18 protein-coding genes are annotated in these 21,862 nt (G+C 68.6%); 6 read left to right on the top strand and 12 right to left on the bottom strand.

The genetic code is table 11. The features are described from left to right. Window position 1: 1 nt before the first annotated feature. On the bottom strand, window positions 2-943 hold the full coding sequence (locus GLS40_RS11045; protein WP_160382778.1) for an alpha-E domain-containing protein: 942 nt from the start codon (window positions 941-943) through the stop codon (window positions 2-4). A gap of 5 nt (window positions 944-948) precedes the next feature. Further along, a complete protein-coding gene (locus GLS40_RS11040; protein ID WP_160382777.1) occupies window positions 949-2,376 on the bottom strand; it encodes a circularly permuted type 2 ATP-grasp protein in 1,428 nt (475 codons plus the stop codon). 399 nt (window positions 2,377-2,775) lie between these two features. Here GLS40_RS11040 and GLS40_RS11035 point away from each other — a divergent pair, with 399 nt between their 5' ends. From GLS40_RS11035 to GLS40_RS11025, 3 genes are all read left to right on the top strand, one after another. Beyond that, complete coding sequence (locus GLS40_RS11035) at window positions 2,776-6,114, top strand: transglutaminase family protein (protein ID WP_160382776.1); 3,339 nt, start codon at window positions 2,776-2,778, stop codon at window positions 6,112-6,114. A 135-nt stretch (window positions 6,115-6,249) separates the two neighbouring features. Further along, the gene (locus GLS40_RS11030) at window positions 6,250-8,688 is read left to right on the top strand and encodes a circularly permuted type 2 ATP-grasp protein (RefSeq protein ID WP_160382775.1); all 2,439 of its coding nucleotides are present in this window, start codon (window positions 6,250-6,252) and stop codon (window positions 8,686-8,688) included. A gap of 7 nt (window positions 8,689-8,695) precedes the next feature. Beyond that, window positions 8,696-9,583, top strand: coding sequence for a transglutaminase family protein (locus tag GLS40_RS11025; protein ID WP_160382774.1), 888 nt, complete (start codon window positions 8,696-8,698; stop codon window positions 9,581-9,583). A 469-nt stretch (window positions 9,584-10,052) separates the two neighbouring features. Here the strand turns inward: GLS40_RS11025 and GLS40_RS11020 are convergent, their stop codons facing one another. From GLS40_RS11020 to yajC, 10 genes are all read right to left on the bottom strand, one after another. Continuing rightward, window positions 10,053-10,568, bottom strand: a complete 516-nt coding sequence (locus GLS40_RS11020; protein WP_160382865.1) for a DsbE family thiol:disulfide interchange protein — start codon at window positions 10,566-10,568, stop codon at window positions 10,053-10,055. 7 nt (window positions 10,569-10,575) lie between these two features. Continuing rightward, window positions 10,576-10,734, bottom strand: a complete 159-nt coding sequence (gene ccmD, locus GLS40_RS11015) for a heme exporter protein CcmD (RefSeq protein WP_160382773.1) — start codon at window positions 10,732-10,734, stop codon at window positions 10,576-10,578. Then, complete coding sequence (gene ccmC / locus GLS40_RS11010; RefSeq protein WP_160382772.1) at window positions 10,731-11,462, bottom strand: heme ABC transporter permease CcmC; 732 nt, start codon at window positions 11,460-11,462, stop codon at window positions 10,731-10,733. The genes ccmD and ccmC overlap by 4 nt, the downstream gene beginning before the upstream one ends. 41 nt (window positions 11,463-11,503) lie before the next feature. Continuing rightward, entirely contained in the window at window positions 11,504-12,160 is a 657-nt protein-coding gene (ccmB, locus tag GLS40_RS11005; RefSeq protein WP_160382771.1) for a heme exporter protein CcmB, read from the bottom strand. A gap of 478 nt (window positions 12,161-12,638) precedes the next feature. After that, window positions 12,639-13,256, bottom strand: coding sequence for a heme ABC exporter ATP-binding protein CcmA (ccmA, locus tag GLS40_RS11000; RefSeq protein WP_160382864.1), 618 nt, complete (start codon window positions 13,254-13,256; stop codon window positions 12,639-12,641). 241 nt (window positions 13,257-13,497) lie between these two features. Further along, a complete protein-coding gene (locus tag GLS40_RS10995) occupies window positions 13,498-13,851 on the bottom strand; it encodes an Mth938-like domain-containing protein (protein WP_160382770.1) in 354 nt (117 codons plus the stop codon). A 25-nt stretch (window positions 13,852-13,876) separates the two neighbouring features. Beyond that, window positions 13,877-14,629, bottom strand: coding sequence for a sulfite exporter TauE/SafE family protein (locus GLS40_RS10990; protein WP_160382769.1), 753 nt, complete (start codon window positions 14,627-14,629; stop codon window positions 13,877-13,879). Then, entirely contained in the window at window positions 14,622-15,590 is a 969-nt protein-coding gene (gene secF / locus GLS40_RS10985) for a protein translocase subunit SecF (protein ID WP_160382768.1), read from the bottom strand. Before secF ends, GLS40_RS10990 begins: the two co-directional genes overlap by 8 nt. 1 nt (window position 15,591) lies before the next feature. Next, window positions 15,592-17,223, bottom strand: a complete 1,632-nt coding sequence (gene secD, locus GLS40_RS10980) for a protein translocase subunit SecD (RefSeq protein WP_160382767.1) — start codon at window positions 17,221-17,223, stop codon at window positions 15,592-15,594. Window positions 17,224-17,242: 19 nt separating this feature from the next. Next, complete coding sequence (yajC, locus tag GLS40_RS10975) at window positions 17,243-17,530, bottom strand: preprotein translocase subunit YajC (protein ID WP_160382766.1); 288 nt, start codon at window positions 17,528-17,530, stop codon at window positions 17,243-17,245. Between the two features lie 236 nt (window positions 17,531-17,766). Between yajC and GLS40_RS10970 the strand changes: the two genes are divergently transcribed. The 3 genes from GLS40_RS10970 (at window position 17,767) to GLS40_RS10960 (ending at window position 21,773) form a co-directional block, all read left to right on the top strand. After that, window positions 17,767-19,482 carry a pentapeptide repeat-containing protein gene (locus tag GLS40_RS10970; protein WP_160382765.1) on the top strand — a complete coding sequence of 572 codons (1,716 nt, stop codon included), beginning with the start codon at window positions 17,767-17,769 and terminating at the stop codon, window positions 19,480-19,482. Window positions 19,483-19,636: 154 nt separating this feature from the next. Beyond that, the gene (gene serS / locus GLS40_RS10965) at window positions 19,637-20,929 is read left to right on the top strand and encodes a serine--tRNA ligase (protein ID WP_160382764.1); all 1,293 of its coding nucleotides are present in this window, start codon (window positions 19,637-19,639) and stop codon (window positions 20,927-20,929) included. 145 nt (window positions 20,930-21,074) lie between these two features. After that, window positions 21,075-21,773: a tryptophan-rich sensory protein gene (locus GLS40_RS10960; protein WP_160382763.1), complete on the top strand. Its 699-nt coding sequence runs from the start codon at window positions 21,075-21,077 to the stop codon at window positions 21,771-21,773. Window positions 21,774-21,862 lie beyond the last annotated feature (89 nt).

Here is a 21,862-nt window from a genome sequence, read left to right as displayed (position 1 = left end):
TTCACCCGTAGAAGCGGAAGTCTTCCTGAATCTGGCTGGCCAGCCGGGCGGTATCACTGATGCTGCTTTCCAGGAACTCGTGCAACCCCTCGTCGAAGATCGAGTCGATTTCCCTGTCGTTCAGCTTGGCATAGGTCTGCTGCGCGATCTCCAGGCTGGGCAGCGTGCCCGCGTGCTTTTGCGACAGATAGGCCAGGTTGCCCGCCAGCTTGGCATAGCAGAAGGCGAGCGAGCGCGGCATCCGCTTGTCCAGGATCAGGAAGGCCGCGATGGCCTTGGGCGAGCTGTCGGATTCGTTCAGCCAGCGGAACGACCGGAAGGCCGAGACCGAGCGCAGGATCGTCTCCCACTGGGCATTGTCCATCGACGAGCCGACGAAGGCGGCCGAGGGCAGCAGCACGTAGTATTTCACGTCGAGGATTCGCGCGGTGTTGTCCGCCCGCTCGACGAAAGTGCCGATCCGGGCGAAATCGAAGATCTCGTTGCGCAGCATGGTGCCGTGCAGGGCACCGCGCACCAGGCTCGACTGCTGCCGGACCGAGGTCAGCACCTCGGCCAGGTTCTTGACCGACACCTGCCGGGCCAGGGTCTGCTTGAGCAGCATCCAGGTCTCGTTGGTGGCCTCCCAGACCTCGGAGGACAGCGCCGTGCGCACCATGCGCGCATTCGAGCGCGCCGCCTCGATCGAGGACAGGATCGACGAGGGGTTGTCCTTGTCGCGCAGCAGGAAGTTGATCACATGCGCCTGGTCGAAACTGTCGTATTTCTGCAGGTAGAGATCGCGCGCCCCGGATGTGGTGACGATGCTTTCCCATTCGGATTCGGCCTGCTGCGAGCCGGTCAGCGCGATCCGGAACCCGGTGTCGAGCATGCGCGCGGTATTCTCGCTGCGTTCGAGATAGCGGAACATCCAGAAGAGGCCGCCAGCGGTACGTCCAAGCATCGGCATCAATCCCCCAGAACCCAGGTGTCTTTCGTCCCGCCGCCCTGCGAGGAGTTCACGACCAGCGATCCCTCCTTCAGCGCCACGCGGGTCAGGCCGCCTGCCGTGATATGTATCTTCTTGGGCGACACCAGCACGAAGGGGCGCAGGTCGACATGGCGCGGGGCCAGCCCCTTCTGCGTCATGATCGGCACCGTCGACAGCGCCAGCGTGGGCTGGGCGATGTAGTTCCCGGGCCGCGCCCGCAGCTTGGCCTCGAATTCGGCCAGCTCCTTCTTGGAGGCGGCGGGCCCGACCAGCATGCCGTAACCGCCCGAGCCGTGGACCTCCTTCACCACCAGTTCGGCGAGGTGGTCCAGCACGTATTTCAGGCTGTCCTCTTCCGAGCAGCGCCAGGTCGGCACGTTCTGCAGGATGGCTTTCTCGCCGGTGTAGAACTCGACGATATCGGGCATGTAGGAATACAGCGCCTTGTCGTCGGCGATCCCGGTGCCCGGGGCGTTGGCGATGGTGATGTTGCCCGCCCGGTAGACATCCATGATCCCCGGCACGCCCAGCAGGGATTCCGGGTTGAAGTTCAGCGGGTCGAGGAAGGCGTCGTCGACCCGGCGATAGATCACGTCGATCGGCTTGTAGCCCCGAATCGTGCGCATCGCGACCTTGCCGTCGACGATGCGCAGATCGCTGGCCTCCACCAGCTCGGCCCCCATCTGATCGGCCAGGAAGCTGTGTTCAAAATAGGCGGAGTTGTGGATCCCCGGGGTCAGCACCGCCAGCGTCGGCTTGGCCGAGGTGCATCCCGGCGGGGCGCTTTCGCTGAGCGAGCGGCGCAGCTCGGCCGGATAGGACGACACCGGCTTGACCCGCATCTGGGTGAACAGCTCGGGGAACATCTGCAGCATGGTCTCGCGGTTTTCCAGCATATAGCTGACACCGGAGGGCGTGCGGGCATTGTCTTCCAGCACGTAGAACTGGTTTTCGCCAGTGCGCACCAGGTCGGTGCCGACGATATGGGTATAGACCCCGCCCGGCGGCGAGACGCCGACCATCTGCGGCAGATAGGCCTCGTTTCCGCTGATGATATGCGCCGGCAGGCGCCCGGATTTCAGGATTTCCTGCTTGTTGTAGATATCCGCGAGAAAGGCGTTGATCGCCCTCACCCGCTGTTCGATCCCGCGTTCCAGCTGGCGCCATTCGCTGGCGGCGATGATGCGGGGCACGATGTCGAAGGGGATCAGCCGCTCGTCGGCTTCGGATTGTCCGTAGACGTTGAAAGTGATGCCTATTCGGCGAAAGAAGGTCTCGGCCTCGGCCGATTTCTTCAGCAGCGATTTCGGGTCCTCTCCCGAGAACCAGTCCGCGTACCGGGCATATGGGGCACGCGGCGCGCCGCCTGCCTCGCTCATCTCGTCAAAGAACTTTCCGTTGGTCATACCACCCCTTGCATCCCTCTCAGGGCCATTGCCTCGATCCTTGCAGGTCATTGGCCGGTTGGCGAGGGCGACCTGCCCGCGATCTGGCGTATTGCTCGCGGCAAGGCCCTTCTGCCATGATCTTGCGCAATTCCTGCACTCACACAACCCCTGACCGAATCGTGCGGGCCGCTTGCACCTATCTCTTTACCCTAGCCCGCTTTTTGCGCGCGACCAGAGCCTTGTCCGCGCGGCCCCGGCGCGACAAAGTCATGCCGCAGCGCCGCAGGAAAGCCTGTTTTTTGATCCTCTGGCGGGGTATGGAATGGCAATGACCGTCAAGCCCTTGCTTGCCGCATCATCCGCACCGTGTCATGCAGGGGTTCGTCCGCCTGGGACCGGGATGCCCAAAGGAATACCATGTCGATCAACGCCGCGATCTATCACCTGACCCATTACAAATATGACCGTCCGGTGACCCTGTCGCCCCAGGTCATCCGGTTGCGGCCGGCACCGCATTCGCGCACGCGGGTGATTTCCCATTCGCTCAAGGTCAGCCCCGGCGGGCATTTCGTGAACCATCAGCAGGACCCTTACGGCAACTGGCTGGCGCGCTTCGTCTTTCCCGAACCGGTGCGCGAGTTCAAGATCGAGGTCGACCTGGTCGCCGACATGTCGGTCTACAACCCCTTCGACTTCTTCGTCGAGGACACGGCCGAGGAATGGCCGTTCCAGTACCCCGCCGACCTGGGCACCGACCTGTCGATCTACATGACGCCGGAACCGATGGGCCCGCTGCTGGAACGGTTCATGAAAACCATCCCGCGCGATCACAAGCGCACGGTGGATTTCCTGGTGACGCTGAACGCCTTTGTCGCGAACCACGTCGATTACACCATCCGGATGGAGCCGGGCGTGCAGACGCCCGAGGAAACGCTGCAGCGCGTCTCGGGGTCGTGCCGCGACAGCTCGTGGCTGCTGGTGCAATGCCTGCGCAACCTCGGCTTTGCCGCGCGCTTCGTCTCGGGCTACCTGATCCAGCTGAAACCGGACCTGAAATCGCTCGACGGCCCTTCGGGCACGGATGTCGATTTCACCGACCTGCATGCCTGGGTCGAGGTCTTCCTGCCCGGCGCGGGCTGGATCGGCATGGATCCGACCTCGGGCCTGCTTGCGGGGGAAAGCCATATCCCGCTGGCCGCCACGCCGCATTACCGCACCGCCGCGCCGATCTCGGGCATGGCCTCCTATGCCGAGGTCGATTTTGCCTTTGACATGAAGGTCACGCGGGTCAGCGAACACCCCCGGATCACCAAACCCTTCAGCGACGAGGCCTGGGACCGGCTGAACGCGCTTGGCCGCAAGGTCGACGAAAGCCTGGCCGCCGGCGACGTGCGCCTGACGATGGGGGGCGAGCCGACCTTTGTCACCATCGACGATTTCGAAAGCGCCGAGTGGAACACCGCCGCCGTGGGTCCGCAGAAACGCGGGCTGGCCGATCAGCTGATCCGCCGCCTGCGCGACCGCTTCGCCCCCGGCGGGTTCCTGCATTACGGCCAGGGCAAGTGGTATCCGGGCGAGACGCTGCCGCGCTGGACCTTCTCGCTCTACTGGCGGGGCGACGGCAAGCCGATCTGGTCCGATGAATCGCTCGTGGCGACCGAGGATGCGCAGACCGGCGCCGGACCGGATGATGCCAAGGCCCTGCTGTCGGCCATCGCCGAGGATCTGCAGGTCGGCGGCGACTACGTCTATCCCGCCTTCGAGGATCCGGCCGAGTGGATCATCAAGGAAGGCAACCTGCCCGAGAATGTGACGCCCGAGAATTCCAAGCTGAAGGACCCCGAGGAGCGCCACCGCATCGCGCGGGTCTTTGAACGCGGGCTGACCACGCCTTCGGGCTACATCCTGCCGATCCAGGCCTGGCAGTCGCGCGCCACGGGCCGCCGCTGGCGGTCCGAGAAGTGGAAGCTGCGGCGCGGGCATATCTACCTGGTCCCCGGCGACAGCCCGGTCGGCTACCGCCTTCCGCTGGGCACCCTACCCTATGTGCCGCCGTCGCAATATCCCTACACCTATATCGTCGATCCCACGGTCGAACGCGGCGACCTGCCCGATTACCACGCCGAGGCCGAGATGCCCGACTCCACGCCCGAGCGGGCGCAGCCGGTGTCGGCACCCAAGGAGCAGTCGTCGGTTCAGGATGTGATCGAACAGGAGATCACCGAGATGGGCGGCTCGGTGCGCACCGCGCTGTCGGTGGAACCGCGTGACGGGCGGCTCTGCGTCTTCATGCCCCCGGTCGAAAGCATCGAGGATTACCTGGACCTGATCGCCGCCGCCGAACGCGCGGCCAAGAAGCTGGGCCTGCCGGTGCATATCGAGGGCTACGCCCCGCCGCACGATCCCCGGATGAACGTGATCCGCGTCGCCCCCGATCCGGGCGTGATCGAGGTGAACATCCACCCCGCCCACAACTGGGAAGACTGCGTCGCCACCACCCAGGCGATCTATGAAGAGGCGCGCGCCTGCCGCCTGGGCGCGGACAAGTTCATGATCGACGGCCGCCACACCGGCACCGGCGGCGGCAACCACGTGGTTGTCGGCGGCGCGACACCCAACGATTCCCCCTTCCTGCGGCGGCCGGACCTGCTGCGCTCGCTGGTGCTCTACTGGCTGCGACACCCGTCGCTGTCGTATTTCTTCTCGGGCCTGTTCATCGGCCCGACCAGCCAGGCCCCGCGGATCGACGAGGCCCGGCACGACACGCTCTACGAGCTGGAAATGGCGCTGGCGCAGGTGCCCGATCCCGGCGAGGGGCAGCAGCCCCCGCCCTGGCTGGTCGACCGGCTGTTCCGCAACATGCTGACCGACGTGACCGGCAACACCCATCGGGCCGAGATCTGCATCGACAAGCTGTTTTCGCCCGATGGCCCCACCGGCCGGCTGGGACTGATCGAATTCCGCGGCTTCGAGATGCCGCCGGATGCCAAGATGTCGCTGGCCCAGCAGGTGCTGATCCGCGCCATCATCGCCCGGCTGTGGCACGCCCCGATCAAGGGCAAGCCGGTCCGCTGGGGCACCGTGCTGCATGACCGCTACATGCTGCCCCATTTCGTCTGGGAAGACTTCAAGGACATCCTGCGCGACCTGGCCGACCACGGGTTCGACGTGGAACCCGAATGGTTCGTCGCCCAGTCCGAATTCCGCTTCCCCTTCTGCGGCGAAGTCACCTACGAGGGTGTCACCCTGGAACTGCGCCAGGCGCTGGAACCCTGGCACGTGCTGGGCGAAACCGGGGCCATCGGCGGCACGGTGCGCTATACCGACAGTTCGGTCGAGCGGCTGCAGGCCAAGCTGATCACCGCCCATCCGGGCCGCTACGCGGTGCACTGCAACCAGCGCAAGGTGCCCCTGGTCGAAACCGGCGAGGCGGGAACCTATGTCGGCGGCGTGCGCTTCAAGGCCTGGCAGCCGGCCGAGGCGCTGCACCCGGTGCTGCCGGTCAACGCGCCGCTGCATTTCGACATCTACGACACCTGGACCGGCCGCGCGCTTGGCGGCTGCACCTATCACGTCGCCCACCCGGGCGGGCGCAACTACGACACCTTCCCGGTCAACGGGAACGAGGCCGAGGCCCGCCGCCTGGCCCGGTTCCAGCCGATGGGCCACACGCCGGCCCCCTATCAACCCGCGCCGGACGAGGGGCACCCGGAATTTCCGACGACCCTCGACCTCAGGCGCGCGCCGGGGGTCTGACAACTTGGCCGCCCGGGCTGCCGGGTCCCCTGCCCGCCGTCCGGGCTGCCTGGCCGCTGCCCTGCGCCGCCGGGACCGGATGGCCTGCGGGAACCGTGCGGCCTGCCGGGCCCGGATGGTCTGCGGGCGCGCGGGATGAGGGAGCAGGCGGTGAACCAGGACACGGGCCGCATCGCCCAACTGCTGCGCGACTATGCCGTGCCCCCGGGCGTGGCCGACGAACTGCTGGACCGCAACGGCCAGATGCGCCCGGTCTGGACGCGCTTCATCCTGCAGCTGGCCGAAATGCCGGCGCGCGAGATCCCCGCGCTGTTTGCCCGGGGTGATCTCTACCTGCGCGATGCCGGGGTCTATTTCCGCCACTATTCGGAAAACGCCAAGGCGGAACGCGACTGGCCGCTCAGCCATATCCCGGTGATCCTGCATGCCTCGGAATGGGCCGAGATCGCGGATGGCCTGACCCAGCGGGCCGAGCTGCTGGAACAGGTGGTCGCCGACCTCTACGGCCCGCGCCAGCTGGTCGACAACGGATCGCTGCCTGCCTCGCTGATCGGGCAGAGCCCGGAATGGCTGCGCCCGATGGTCGGCATCCGGCCGGCGGGCGGGCATTTCCTGCACTTCCTCGCCTTCGAGATCGGGCGCTCGCCCGACGGGTCGTGGTTCGTTCTGGGCGACCGGACGCAGGCGCCCTCGGGCGCGGGCTTTGCGCTGGAAAACCGCATGGCGACCACACGGGTCTTCCCCGACAGCTTTGCCCGTTCCAACGTCACCCGGCTGGCGGGCTTCTTCCGCGCCTTCCGCGACGCGCTGGAGGGGCTGCGCGAAGAGGCCACCGAGTCCGGCCGCGCCCCGCACAACGCCCGCCCCGCGATCCTGACGCCGGGGCCGTCGACCGACACCTATTTCGAACATACCTACATCGCCCGCTACCTGGGCCTGATGCTGCTGGAGGGCGAGGATCTGACCGTGCAGAACGGGCAGGTCATGGTCCGCACCGTGGCGGGGCTCAAGCCGGTGTCGGTGCTCTGGCGGCGGCTCGATGCCTCTTTCGCCGACCCGATGGAGCTGAACGGCCATTCCAAGATCGGCACGCCCGGCCTGATCTCGGCGCTGCGCGAAGGCTCGCTGACCATGGTCAACGCCCTGGGCGCGGGCGTGCTGGAAACCCGGGCGCTGATGGCCTTCCTGCCGCGCATCAACCGGGCGCTGAACGGCGCGCCGCTCAAGCTGCCGAATATCGCCACCTGGTGGTGCGGGCAGGACGCCGAACGCGCCCATGTCGCCGCCCATGCCGAACGCATGATGATCGGCTCTGCCCTGTCCACCTCGCTGCCCTTCTCGGTCGAGGCCGACACCGCGCTTGGCGGCAAGTTCCAGAGCACCGCCGCCGGGGGGCATCACCTGCCGCTGGCCGACTGGATCGCCGCCAAGGGCCCCGACCTGGTGGGGCAGGAGGCGGTCAGCCTGTCCACCACCCCGGCCTGGGAAGAGGGGCGGCTGGTGCCGCGCCCGATGACTGTCCGGGTCTTTGCCGCCCGCACGCCCGAGGGCTGGAAGATCATGCCCGGCGGCTATGCCCGGATCGGCAGCAGCGGCGATGCGACCGCGCTGGCCATGCAGCGCGGCGGATCGGTGGCAGACGTCTGGATCGTCAACGACACGCCCACCCCGCAGGACAGCCTGATGCAGCTGGAACGCGGCCGGCTGCGGGACACGCAATCCGTCCTGCCCTCGCGCGCGGCGGACAATCTGGTCTGGCTGGGCCGCTACGTCGAACGCTGCGAGGGCACGATCCGCCTGCTCAGGGCCTGGCACACCCGGCTGGCCGAAACCGGCACCCCCGAGGCGCCGCAGCTGGCGGGGCTGGCCGACTACCTCGACGGGCTGGGGATCGAGCCGGAACACCGCGTCCCCGGCGCCCTGCTGTCGCAGCTGGACGCGGCGGAAATCTGCGCCGGCAAGGTGCGCGACCGGTTCTCGGTCGACGCCTGGGCGGCGCTGCGCGACCTCGCCCGCACCGCCCGCGCGATCAACGGGGAAAGCTATCCGGGCGACGACAGCGCCCGGGCCATGGGCGTGCTGCTGCACAAGATCACCGGCTTTTCCGGCCTGGTGCACGAGAACATGTACCGCTTTTCCGGCTGGCGCTTCCTGTCGCTGGGCCGGGCGCTGGAGCGGGCCGACCACATGGCGATGCTGCTGGGGTGCTTCACCGAAAAGGACGCCCCCGAAGGCAGCCTGGATCTGCTGATCGAGCTGGGCGACAGCGTGATGACGCATCGCCGTCGCTACCGCGTGGACAGCAGCACCGACACCGTGGTCGACCTGCTGGCGCTGGACGGGAACAACCCCCGTTCGATCCTGTTCCAGGTCGAGGCGATGCGCGACCATGCCGCCCGCCTGCCCGACGCCCGGATCAATGGCCGCCTGCAGCCGCTGGGGCGCGCGCTGCTGCGGATGGAAACCGACCTTGCCGCCTCGGACCCCGGGGACTGGCCGGCCGAGCGGCTGGCCGGGCTGCGCACCACACTGGCCGCGATCGCGCAGGATCTCTCGCGGGCCTATCTCGGGTAGGAACAAGATGCTCTACGATGTCGAACTGACGATCGAGCATGGCTACGCCACCCCGGCCGAGGGCGCGCGCACCCATGTCCACCTGATGCCGCTGACGGTGCCGGGGCGGCAAAGCCTGATCACCGGCATGATCAGCGCCACGCCCCTGCCCGACGAGCGGCTGGACCGCACGGATTTCTTCGGCAACCCGGTGACGGAATTTGCCTGGCGCAAACCGCTGGACGACCTTGTCCTGCACCTGCAGGCCCGGGTGCAGAGCTTTGCCGCGCCCTCGACCCTGGACCTGGCGCCCGACCTGCCCGGCTTGGCGCGCGAGCTGAATGGGGTCACTGACCTGGGCCCGCAGTCGCCGCACCATTTCCGCGCCGCCTCGCCCCGGGTGGCGCCCGCGCCCGAGATGACGCAATTCGCCCGTGACCTGCTCTGGCCCGGCATCACCGCGCTGCAGGCGGTGATCACCCTGGGCCGGGCGCTTTACGGCGAGATGACCTTTGACGCCAAGGCAACCGATGTGAACACGCCTCCGGCCGAGGCCTTTCGCCACCGCCACGGGGTCTGCCAGGACTTCACCCATGTGATGATCGCCTGCCTGCGCGGGATCGGCATCCCGGCGGGATATGTCTCGGGCTTCCTGCGCACCATTCCGCCGCCGGGCAAGGAACGGCTGGCCGGGGCGGATGCGATGCACGCCTGGGTCCGCGCCTGGGTGGGGATCGAAACCGGCTGGGTGGAATTCGACCCGACCAACGACCTGCTGGTGGGCACGGATCACATCGTGGTGGCCCACGGGCGGGACTATTCCGACCTGTCCCCGGACCGCGGTGTGTTGCGCACCTTCGGCGCGCAGGAAAGCAGCCAGGCGGTCGACGTGATCCCGGTGCCGGTCGCGGGCTGAGGGCAGTGGCCTGCGCCGCCGGACACGCTGGGGATATGGGCCGGGGCGGTTGTGCCGCTTCCAGCGTTGCGATCGCGGCGTGCACGCCCCTCGCGGCAAGGGACGAAATCCGCCGGGGCGAGATCAGGTCTCCGGCGCCGGTCCGGTGGCAGGTGGTGCGTGTCCGCAGTCTGACCGTTGTTCGCAGTGCCCCCGACGCGGGACGCGGCGGCCTGGTGAGGCATCGCCCCGGTTTTCCGGGGAAAGTGCAAAGTGCGGAGGTGGGAGGGGGGCCAGTCTTACCATTGTCCGCAGTTCCCCCGACGCGGGACGCGGCCGCCTGGTGAGACGTCGGCCCCGTTGGCCAGGGGAAGTGCAAAGTGCGGAGGTGGGAGGGGGCGCTGCCCCCGCCCGCGCTGCGCGCGGACTCCCCCGGGATATTTCGGGCCAGAGGAAGCCGGGGAACCGCGCACGGCCCCGGCGGGCGGGGTCAGCGGGCGGCTTTGGCCAGGGCGGGCAGGATCGTGCTGTCGAGCACCCTTTGCGTGATCGGGCCGGCGACGCGCAGCAGCACGGTGCCGTCGCCGTCGATCACATAGGTTTCCGGCACGCCGTAGACGCCCCAGTCGAGCGCCATGCGCCCCTCGCGGTCCTGGCCCGCGGCGGCATAGGGATTGCCGAGCTCCTGAAGGAAGCCGAGGGCCTTGGCCGGGTCGTCCTTGTAGTTCACGCCGTAGATCGTGAGGCCCCCGTCGCTCAGATCCTCGAGATGCGGATGTTCGACCCGGCAGGGCGCGCACCAGCTGGCCCAGAAGTTGACCAGCTTGACCGTGCCGTCCCTCAGCACCGCGTCGTCGAAGCCGGGCAGATCGCCCAGGGGCGTGACCGCCACCGCCGGCGCTGCCCGGCCCGCCAGGGCTGAGGGCAGTTCGTCCGGGTTCTCGCGCTGCATGCCGATGAAGAACATCGCGGCCAGCCCGGCGAAGAGCACCGGCGGGGCGAGCATCAGAAGGCTAGGCCGTGCCATCGCGCCGCGCCTCCACCCGGTCCAGCGCCCGTTTCACCCGGCGCGCGCGCCAGAGGCTTGCCACCACCAGCGCCGCCAGCAGTGCCAGCGAGGCCCCGTAGGCGCTGAGCACGGCGCCCGCGTATTTCCCGAGTTCAGGCATCATCCCATGCGCTCCCGTGCCAGCAGGGCCCGCATCCGGCGGGCACGGATTTCGGTGCGCGTGCGCAGCAGCACCAGCGCCAGGAACAGCAGGACGAACCCGGCGATGCAGACCAGCAGCGGCTGGTAGAAGACATCGGCCACGTTCTCCTCCTTGTCGAGGCTGAGCGAGGCGCCCTGATGCAGCCCCTGGTTCCAGAAGTTCACCGCATAGCGGCTGAGGATCGCAAAGACCGAACCGACGATGCACAGGACCGAAGTCAGATCGGCCGCGGCATCGTCATTGTCGATCGCCGCCCAGAGCGCGATATAGCCGAGGTAGAACAGGAACAGGATCAGGAAGGAGGTCAGCCGCGGATCCCAGGCCCACCAGGTGCCCCACATCGGCTGCCCCCAGATCGCCCCGGTGACCAGCGCGATCAGCGTCATCACCGCGCCCACCGGCGCCGCCGCCCGGGCGGCCAGGGCGCTGACATGGTGGCGGCGGACCAGCCAGATCAGCGAGGCCACCAGCATCATCAGCCAGGTGTTGATCGCCATCAGGGCCGAGGGCACATGCAGGTAGATGATCTTGACGGTCGAGCCCTGGCGGTAGTCGTCCGGCGTCAGGAAGAAGCCCCAGGCCAGCCCGACCACCAGCGCGATGCCGGCCAGTGCGGCAACCCACGGCAGGACCACGTCGGTGGTCGCCATGAACTTGCGCGGATTGGCATATTCCCAGATCGAGCCCATGGCGCTCCCTTACCGCAGTCCCCGGTCACCTGCCAGTCACATCACCGCAGGTTGACCCTGAGTACCGCAGCCGAGGCAAAGGGCAATAGCGCGATGGTGCCGCAGGTGATGCCCGCCAGCAGCAGCAGCGGCGCCTGCGGGTCCAGCCCCTGAGCCCCGCGCCGCGCGACCTCGGCCCCGAAGATCAGCGTCGGGACATAGAGCGGCAGCACCAGCAGCGACAGCAGCAGCCCGCCGCGTTTGATCCCCACGGTCAGGGCCGCGCCGAAGGTGCCGATCACACTCAGCGCCGGGGTGCCGAGGGCGAGGCTCAGCGTCAGCCACAGGTAACCCGGGCCCGGCAGCGACATCAGCAGGCCCAGCACCGGGGCGGCCAGCACCAGCGGCAGGCCGGTGGTCAGCCAATGGGCCAGCGCCTTGACGACGGCAACCGCCTCCAGCGGCAGGGGGGCGGTGGCGATCAGGTCCAGCGAGCCGTCCTCGAAATCCAGCGCCAGGATGCGGTCGAGCGACAGCAGGCAGGCCAGCAGCGCCCCGAGCCAGAGGATGCCCGGCGCAATCCGCGAGAGCAGCGCGGTCTCCGGGCCGACGGCAAAGGGGACCAGCACGGTGACGATCAGGAAGAACGCGAGGCCCAGGCCAAAGCCGCCGCCGGCGCGGAAGGCCAGGCGCAGGTCGCGGAGCAGCAGGGCGCTCACGGGCGGCACTCCGGCGCGGGCCCCTGCGGGGGGAGCGCATGGCCCCGGAGCGGTGTCGGCCGGGTCCCGCGGCGCGCCTGCGCAGGCGCGAACGGGCGTATCAAACGGCCCTGCCGCGGCATCGGCAAGGCTCTGCAGCGCCCGTGTGTGTGCGCCTGCCTGGGCAGTGAACGGCCCCGTGGCACCGTCGGCAATATCTTGTGGCACGCTGGCGCGGGCCCCTGCAAAGGCCCGGCCGGTGCAACATGCGGGAAGGTCCACCGACGCGCGCGCCGCAAAGCCACGTGGTGGACGATCCACCCGCGATACCGCCCGGCGCTGGCCATACTCTCCCTCGCCTGCCCGGCAGCGGGCAGCGCGGCCGCAGGCCGGAGGAACCGCCCCGCCTCGGGACCGGCACAGGCCCAGGACTCCCGGCGGAGACCTTGGCCCTGCCCGGGCCCGGAGGCAGGCATCATGTCACAAGAACCGCCCCCCCTCACAGGAACGCCTCGTCGAAACCGTCCCGCGCGGCGCGTGGCACGGCCCGGAACGGGGCCAGCTCCAGCACCCGCGCCTCGATCCCCAGGTCGATATGCGTCGCCATCAGCGCCAGCCCGCCCCCGGCCAGATGCGCACGCACGGCCTCGGCGAACATCGCGACGGCCTCGCGGTCCAGCGAGACCGTCGGTTCGTCCAGCACCCAGACCGGCCGCCCGGTGACCATCAGCCGCGCCAGCCCCAGCCGGCGCTTCTGCCCGGCCGAAAGCTGCCCGGCCGCGCGCTCCGCCAGCGGGTCGAGCGCAAAGGCCGCGAGCGCCGGGGCGATGTCGCGCAGCCCGTGCAGCCGCGCCCAGAAGGCCAGGTTCTCGGTCACGCTCAGAGTGGCCTTCAGCCCGTCGGCATGGGCGGCATAGGCCATGCGCTCGCGATCCAGCGAGACCCGCCCGGCCAGCGGCGGCTGCAGCCCGGCAAGGGTTCTGAGCAGGGTCGTCTTGCCGATCCCGTTCGGCCCGCGCAGCACAAGCGCCTCGCCGGGGCCAAGCGCAAAGCTCAGCCCTTCGAGCACCGGAATGCCCCCGCGCGCAATCGCGAGATCCTCGACGACCAGGTCCATCCTGCCGGGATAGCGGGAACCGCCCCGCCAGGAAAGACCCGTTCCCCCGCTTCCTCTGGCCATAAATATCCCCGCCGGAGGCTTCGGGGCGGAAGGCCACCCCTTGCGGGTGGAATTCCGCCCCGACCCCCTGCGCGACGCCGCCAGGCAGCGCCACCTCAGCCGTGGCGCGCGAAAGTGGCCGGCCTGCGGCCGGCAAAGCCTCCGGCGGGAGTATTTTGGACGAGATGAAGACGGATCGTCACACCGGGATCAGGGCGGCCGCGACGCGCCGGCCCTCCGACAGCAGGACGTTGAAGGTGCGGCAGGCGGTCGGGCTGGCCATCGGTTCAACCCCGATACCGGCCTCCTCGAGCGGGGCGCGCAGGGCGGCGGGCACGGGGGCGATATCCGCCCCGGTGCCGATGAAGATCACATCGACATGGCCGCGCAGATCCAGCAGGGGGGCGGGGTCGGTGAGGCCCGCCCAGGGATCGACCTCGGTCGCGGTGACGAGGATCGGGCCGGAATGCACCTCTCCGCCGATGCGGAAGAAGCCGGGGCCGTAGCCCTCGACCGGTCGGGCGTTGGCATAGTCGATCTCGGTCAGGCGCATGGGGTCCCTCCCCTCTGGCGCGGGATCAGTCGAAGACCGGAAGGCTCGACAGGATCGCCAGCGCGATGGTGACATAGGCCGCGAGGCGGAATTCCCGCTCGCGCTCGGGCCGGAACAGCATCTGCCCGACCGTCGAACCCAGAAGGTAGGGCAGCGCCATGGCGAGGCCAAGCCAGATCGCCCGCATCGTGACCAGATCACGGGCAAACAGGCTGGCAATGACCCCGATCTCGAAAATCGCGAAGGCGACGATCACATTGGCCCGGATCGCCGGGGCCCGCGCCTGGCCCGCCAGGTAGAACAGCACCGCCGGAGGACCCGAAAGCCCCGTCGCCCCGCCCATCAGCCCGACCGCCCCGCCCACGGCGGCGACCCCGGGCCGGGACACGCGGCCCCGGTAGCGCAGGCCCGACAGCAGGGCCAGCAGCGTGGCCGAGGCGATGGTGGCGAGGGTCCAGCGCAGCACCTCCTGCGGCACGGCGGTCAGCACCCAGGTGCCCAGAGGCGCGGTGACAAGGGCGGCAAGGCCGAGGATCGCGGCCTCGGAGCGGTCGGCCTCGCGCAGCGCGCGGGGCAGCAGGACCGGCCAGCTGAGCACGCCGACAACCGCCATCATCACGATGGCCACCGGCAGCGGCATGATGGCGGCGGCCACCGGCATCATGATCAGCGCCGCGCCAAAGCCGGAGAAGCCGCGCACCAGCCCGGCCACCAGCACCGCCAGCGCGAGAAACGGCAGCCCCGGCGTGGCAAACGCCGCGGCCAGCCCCTCAGGCATCGATATTGGCGAACTGGTTGCCCTTGTTGGCGTCGGGCTTGGTCCAGTCCCGCTTCACCCCCAGCCAGAGCACGATGTTCTTGGCCACATAGACCGAGGAATAGGTCCCGACCACGACGCCCCAGGTGATCGCGAAGACGAAGCCGCGGATCACGTCGCCGCCCAGCACCAGCAGCGCAATCAGCGCCATCAGCGTGGTGCCCGATGTCATCAGCGTCCGGCTCAGCGTCTCGTTGACCGAGAGGTTCATCACGTCCTGCAGCGGCATGGTCTTGTATTTGCGCAGGTTTTCCCTGAGCCGGTCAAAGATCACCACCGTGTCGTTGATCGAATAGCCGATGATCGTCAGCAGCGCCGCGATGGTCGCCAGGTCGAACCGGATCTGCAGGAGCGAGAAGATGCCCACCGTCAGCAGCACGTCATGGAACAGCGCCGCCACGGCGCCGACCGAGAACTGCCATTCGAACCGCAGCCAGATGTAGAACAGGATCGCCGCCAGCGAGACGCCCACGGCGATGAAGGCGGTCTGGATCAGCTCTCCCGAGACCTTGGGCCCCACGGATTCGACCGAGGTGAACCTGATCGTGCTGTCGACCTGCTGCAGCGCGGCCTCGATCCGGTTGACGGTGTCGGTGGCCACGCTTTCCTGGCCGTCCTGCGCCTGAACCCGGATCATGGCCACATGCTTGTCGGGGCCGAACGAGGGGTCGAACACTTCGGAGATCGAGACATCGCCAAGGTTCAGCGGCTGCATCGCGTCGCGATAGGCGCCCACATCCACCGCCACGCTGCTTTCGGTGCGCAGAGTCGTGCCGCCGCGGAAGTCGATGCCGAAGTTCAGCCCGACCGTGAGCCACAGGATGAGGGATGCGATCATCGCCACGACCGAGACGCCGAAGGTGGCGTAGCGGTACTTGAAGAAGTCGATGTGGGTTTCGTCGGGGACCAGTCTCAGCCGCATCTCACACCTCGATCGTTTTGGGACGGCGACGTTCGAACCACATGACGATCAACAGCCGGGTGACCCAGATCGCCGTGAAGACCGAGGTGACAATGCCGATGCCCAGCGTGACCGAGAACCCCCGTACCGGGCCGGAGCCCAGGGCGAAGAGGATCACCGCGATCATGAAGGTGGTGATATTGGCGTCGACAATGGCGCTGAGCGCCCGGTCATAGCCCAGCTCGATGGCCCGTGCGGGCCCGCGCGCCGTCTTCAGTTCCTCGCGGATGCGTTCGAACACCAGCACGTTGGCGTCCACCGCCATGCCGATGGTCAGCACGATGCCCGCGATGCCCGGCAGGGTCAGCGTGGCCCCGATCATCGACAGCAGGCCAAAAATCAGCCCCACGTTGGCCAGCAGCGCGAGATTCGCGAAGATGCCGAACAGCCCGTAGGACGCCACCATGAAGATCAGCACGCCGGCGAAGGCCACGATGCAGGCCAGCTTGCCCGCCGCGATGCTGTCGGCGCCCAGTTCCGGGCCGATGGTCCGCTCTTCCAGGAAATCCAGCCCCGCCGGCAGCGCGCCCGCGCGCAGCAGGACGGCCAGGTTGGTGCTTTCCTCGACCGAGAAATTCCCGGTGATGATGCCCGATCCGCCGGCGATATGGCTCTGGATCACCGGGGCCGAGATCACCTCGTCATCCAGCACGATGGCGAAGGGGTTGCCGATATTGGCCGCCGTGTAATCGCCGAACTTGCGCGCCCCCGTCGGGTTGAACCGGAAGGTCACCGCCGGGCGGCCGTTCTGATCGAAGGAGGGCTGCGCATCCACCAGCTCCTCGCCGGTCACGACGGGCGTGTCCTCGAGGATGTAGAACACCCCTTCCTCGTCCAGCGAGGGCAGGACCTCCTGCCCCGGGCCGGCACTGGCATCGGCGCTGGCCGTGCGGCTCACCACCGGCTGGAAGGTCAGCTGCGCCGTGGTGCCGATGATCTGTTTCAGTTCGCTGGCCGATCCGATGCCGGGCACCTGGATCAGGATCCGGTCCGCGCCCTGGCGCTGGATCGTCGGTTCGCGGGTGCCGACCTCGTCGATCCGGCGGCGGATGATTTCGAGCGACTGGCGCACGGTGCGGTCGTCGGTCGCGGCGCGTTCGGCCTCCGACAGGGTCACGACCAGAATGTCGCCCTCGGCGCGCACCTCGATATCGCTGGCCCCGGCCCCGGTCAGCGTCGTCACCGGCCGCGCCAGATCGCGCACCAGCTGCACCGCGCGGGCCATGCCGTCGGCATCGCCGATGCGCACGCGCAGCTCGTCGGGCTTGCCCTCGACCAGGCGGATGGTGCCGACCTGCTCGCGCGCGTCGCGCAGGCGGTTGCGGATCTCGGGCCACATGCCCTTCATCCGCGACTCGTAGACATCGGCCACCCGGACCTCGGCCAGCAGGTGCGCCCCGCCGCGCAGGTCCAGCCCCAGGTTCACCAGCCCCGTGGGCAGGTACGAGGGCCAGGTGCTGTCCTCGACCCCCGAGGCGATCGCATCGTTATGCCCCTCGACCCGGGAATAAAAGGCGTTCGGCAGAGCCAGAAGCAGGCCCGCCGCGACGACGAGCCAGATCAGGATGCGCTTCCACAGATCGATCTGAAGCATTCAGGCGGCCCTCCCGGGGTCAGGAATTGGCCGGCTCGGTCTTGCTGAGAACCTGCGCGATGGTGGATTTCACGACGCGGATCTTGACGCCCTCGGCGACCTCGACCTCGACCTCGTTGTCGTCCTTGACCTTCGCGATCTTGCCGATGATGCCCCCCTGGGTGACAACCATGTCCCCGCGGCGGACGGCATTCACCAGCGCCTGGTGCTCCTTCACCTTCTTCTGCTGAGGGCGGATCAGCAGGAAGTACATGATCGCGAAGATCAGGATCAGGGGGACGAACTGGGCGATGGCGCTCCCATCCATTGGGGGGGTCTCCTTGGTTGCTGCGGGGGCCCCCCGCGAATGTGGGCGGAACCTATGGTCGGCATGGCGGAATTGCAAGGCGGGAAAGGGGTGCCGGACCCGGGTCAAAGGGCCTTCTGCGACGGTGCGACGCGGGCCGGGCGGCTGCGGGTTTTCCTTTGCGAAACCGGCGGGGCTGGGTAGGCTGACGCGGGGCGGCGTCAGGGATGGGGGTCAACGGTGCCATGAACGGGAACATGACGCTGACAGTGCCGCTGTCCGAGGCGGCATTCTGGACCTTGGTCTTCGCGGGGTCGGTGATCGCCCTGTCCGTCCTCGTCTGGTGGATCCTGCTCCAGCGATCCAACAGCTACCGCCTTCCCCGGGACTGGTCGATCAAGGCGCTCGCGGCCTTTGCCAGCGCCCTGACCCCGATCTGGGCCGCGCTGATCGCCTTCGTCCTCTATGCCCTCTGGCGCCTGGTCTGGGCCTTTCCCCACAGCGACGAGGGCGCGCCCGGCGTCTCGGTCCTGTGGGGCGCGCTGAGGCTGGAGGGAAGCGGCGGCGCGGATGACCTGCGCTGGCACGTGCTGGCACTGGTCGGCCTGCTGACCGCGCTGGCCGGGCTACTGGGCATTCCGATGGCCCTGATCCGGGTGACGACCACCGAACGCCAGACCCGCGCGGCCGAGGAAGGGCTGATCACCGAGCGGATCAACACCGCCGTGCAGGGCCTTGGCGCCGAAAAGAAGGTGGACCGCATCGGCCGCCCGGTAACCGTCACACAGGGTGCAACCACGGACACACGCATCGAATGGCAGACCCAGACGCTGGGCCTGGACAACGGGGAAACCGTCACGGAACGGGGCGACTGGCAGGTCTTTTCGGAAACCCTGCCGAATCTCGAGGTGCGCATCGGCGCCATCTACGCGCTGGAACGCATCGCCCAGGACAGCGACCGCGACCACGTGCAGATCATGGAAATCCTCTGCGCCTATATCCGCGAAAATGCGCCGGCAAAGGATGCGCCCCCGAACCCCAAGATGATCTGGGATGCGGCCTGGAAGCGGTTGGAAGGTGACGGCGCCGACGAAGGTGAAATCCCCCACCGGATACAGACAGAGACAGGGATTTCGCCGGACATGATCGAGCCGAATGCATTGGCATCCTGGGGGCGGGCGCGTGCCAAACCCAGAATCGACGTTCAGACCGCGATCACGGTCATCGGGCGGCGCAGCCTGCGGCAGATCGCGCTGGAGGCCGCTGCGCAATCAAGCACACGCCGGAAGGACTATCGACCCGATCTCCGCGATACGAACCTTCAATTAGCGGACCTGAGCGACCTCGATCTTCGGACAGCACTTGTCTCAACGTCGCGCTGCGAAGGGGCGAACCTCTGGGGGGCGCAGTTGCAGGGGGCGAGCCTCTGGGGGGCGCAGTTGCAGGGGGCGCGCCTCAGGGAGGCGCAGTTGCAGGGGGCGCGCCTCTGGGGGGCGCAGTTGCAGGGGGCGCGCCTCAGGGAGGCGCAGTTGCAGGGGGCGGACCTCTGGGGGGCGGAGTTGCAGGGGGCGGACCTCGGGGAGGCGCAGTTGCAGGGGGCGGTCCTCAGTGATGCGCAGTTGCAGGGGGCGAACCTCGGGGAGGCGCAGTTGCAGGGGGCGCACCTCGGGGAGGCGCAGTTGCAGGGGGCGGACCTCACGGGGGCGCAGTTCTCAGACACAACGGCTTTTTATCCGGCTACTCTCCGAGGTGCCGGGCTGAAGGCGGTTGACCTCTCCATGCTCGCGCTCAACGCGGATCTCTTCAAGGACACTTTTGGTGACAGCGACGTGACCCTGCCCGAGGGCTATCCCTGGCCCGAAGACTGGCGCCCGAAAGATGCAGAGCCCCTCCAATTGTTCGAATTCGAACCCGAATGGCGCGCCTTCCAGGATCGCATCGGCTACGTCCCCGACCCCGCCGGACGCCGCTGAGGTCATCTCGCCCGTTCCGCCGCGCCCCGGCCCGCGCGCCGGGGTCTCGCCCTGTCCGCGCACCGTGCGGCCCCCATCCCAACCTGCCCAGTTACACATCCCGCCGTTTTGCGGCATAACCCGCCCACGAATCCGTGCCCAAAGGAGAGAACCCATGCACGACATCCGAATGATCCGCGAGAACCCGGCCGCCTTCGACGCCGCCCTGTCCCGCCGCGGAGCCTCGGCCATGTCGTCGGAGATCCTCTCCCTCGACGAGGCCCGGCGCGCCCGCATCCTCGCCGCCGAGACGGCGCAGGCCGAACAGAACAAGGCCTCCAAATCCGTCGGGGCCGCCAAGGCCAGCGGCGACGAGGCCGAGTTCGAGCGCCTGCGCGCCCTCGTGGCCGACAAGAAGGCCGAGATCGCCGCGATGCAGGACGAGGCCAAGGCGCTCGACGCCCAGCTCACCGACCTGCTGTTGGGCATCCCGAACCTGCCGCTGGACGAGGTGCCGGACGGCGCCGACGAGGCCGACAATGTCGAGCTGCGCCGCCACGGCTCCATCCCGAACTTCGCCTTCGACCCGGTGGAGCATTACCAGCTCGCCGGGGTGCAGCAGGGGATGGATTTCGAAACCGCGGCCAAGCTGTCGGGCTCCCGCTTCGTGGTGCTCTCGGGCGCGGTGGCGCGCATCCACCGGGCGCTGGCGCAGATGATGGTCGACACCCATGTCGACGAGAACGGCCTGACCGAGACCTGGACCCCGGTCCTGGTGCGCGAGGAGATGATGCTGGGCACCGGCCAGCTGCCGAAGTTCGGCGAAGACAGCTATCAGACCCGCGAGGGCTGGTGGCTGGTGCCGACCGCCGAGGTGACGCTGACCAATATCGTCAACGACACGATCATCGCCGAAAGCCATCTGCCGCGCCGTTACGTGGCCCATACCCAGTGCTTCCGCTCCGAGGCCGGCAGCGCGGGCCGCGACACCGCCGGCATGCTGCGCCAGCACCAGTTCGAAAAGGTCGAGATGGTCTCGATCACCCGCCCCGACGCCTCGCTGGAGGAACAGGAGCGGATGACCCGCTGCGCCGAGGGGATCCTGGAAAAGCTCGGCCTGCCCTACCGCACCGTGGTGCTCTGCACCGGCGACATGGGCTTTGGCGCGCGGCGGACCTACGATATCGAGGTCTGGCTGCCGGGGCAGAACACCTATCGCGAGATCAGCTCGGTCTCGGTCTGCGGCGACTTCCAGGCCCGGCGGATGAACGCCCGCTTCCGCCCCGAAGGCGGCGGCAAGCCGGAATATGTGCACACGCTCAACGGTTCGGGCCTCGCCGTGGGCCGGACCCTGATCGCGGTGCTGGAAAACGGCCAGCGGGCGGACGGCTCGGTCGCCCTGCCCGCGGCGCTGCACCCCTACCTCGGCGGGCGCACCACCCTGACGCCCGAGGGTCAGCTCGCCTGACCCACGGAGCCGTCGGCGCACAGGCCGGCGGCCCACCCTTTCGCCCCGGCTGATGGCACATCCCCCGGCACCTGACGCCGCCAGGACGTTGCGTCACGGCCACGCGGGGCCTGAACCCGATCCGCCAGTCGCGCGTTGACCGGGCATGCAACCTGTCAAAGCCCTGCTCACCCTCATCGCCGCCCTGGCCTTTGCCCTGTCGCCGGTTGTCACCGGCGGCTTCGCGGGCTTCAGCCCCGAGCAGTTCCCCGTGCCGCAGTTCGCCCCCCCGATCCAGCCGGCGGGCTGGGCCTTCTCGATCTGGCTGCCGATCTATGCCTGGCTGATCCTCTCCGCCGGCCTCGGCCTGCTGCGCCATGCCCGCGATCCGGACTGGGACCGCCCGCGCTGGCCGCTGCTGGCCAGCCTCACCCTCGGCGCGGCCTGGGTGCCGCTGGCACAGGCCTCGCCGGTCTGGGCCACCGTGCTGATCTGGGCGATGCTGGCCACGGCCCTGGCCGCGCTGATCCGCACGCCGCTGCGCGACCGGGCCTGGCTTGCCTGGCCCATCGGTCTCTACGCGGGCTGGCTCACCGCCGCCTCCTGCGTGGCCAGCGCGATCCTGGCCACCGGCTACGGCGCCGCGCCGGTGGTGCCGATCCACGCCGCATTCATCCTGCTGGCCCTGGGCATCGGGCTGATCACCCTGCGCTTCACCGCCTCGGGCCGCGCCTATGCCGCGGGCCTCGGCTGGGCCCTGGTCGGGATCCTCGCCGCCAATGCCAATCCACCGCTCTGGCCCATCCTCGCCATGGCAGCCGCAGGGCTTGTCCTGCTGGTCACGACGGCCACGCGCCACCCGTGAGTCGGGACCGGGTCAAGGATGGCCGCAGGCCACCGCGCGCCAGCGCGGCCCGTCCTTGACGCGAGCGCGACTCGCAGAACACTCGACAC

Source organism: Pseudooceanicola pacificus, assembly GCF_009789075.1.
Lineage (GTDB): Bacteria > Pseudomonadota > Alphaproteobacteria > Rhodobacterales > Rhodobacteraceae > Pseudooceanicola > Pseudooceanicola pacificus.
This window is presented reverse-complemented; position numbering and strand designations above follow the sequence as displayed.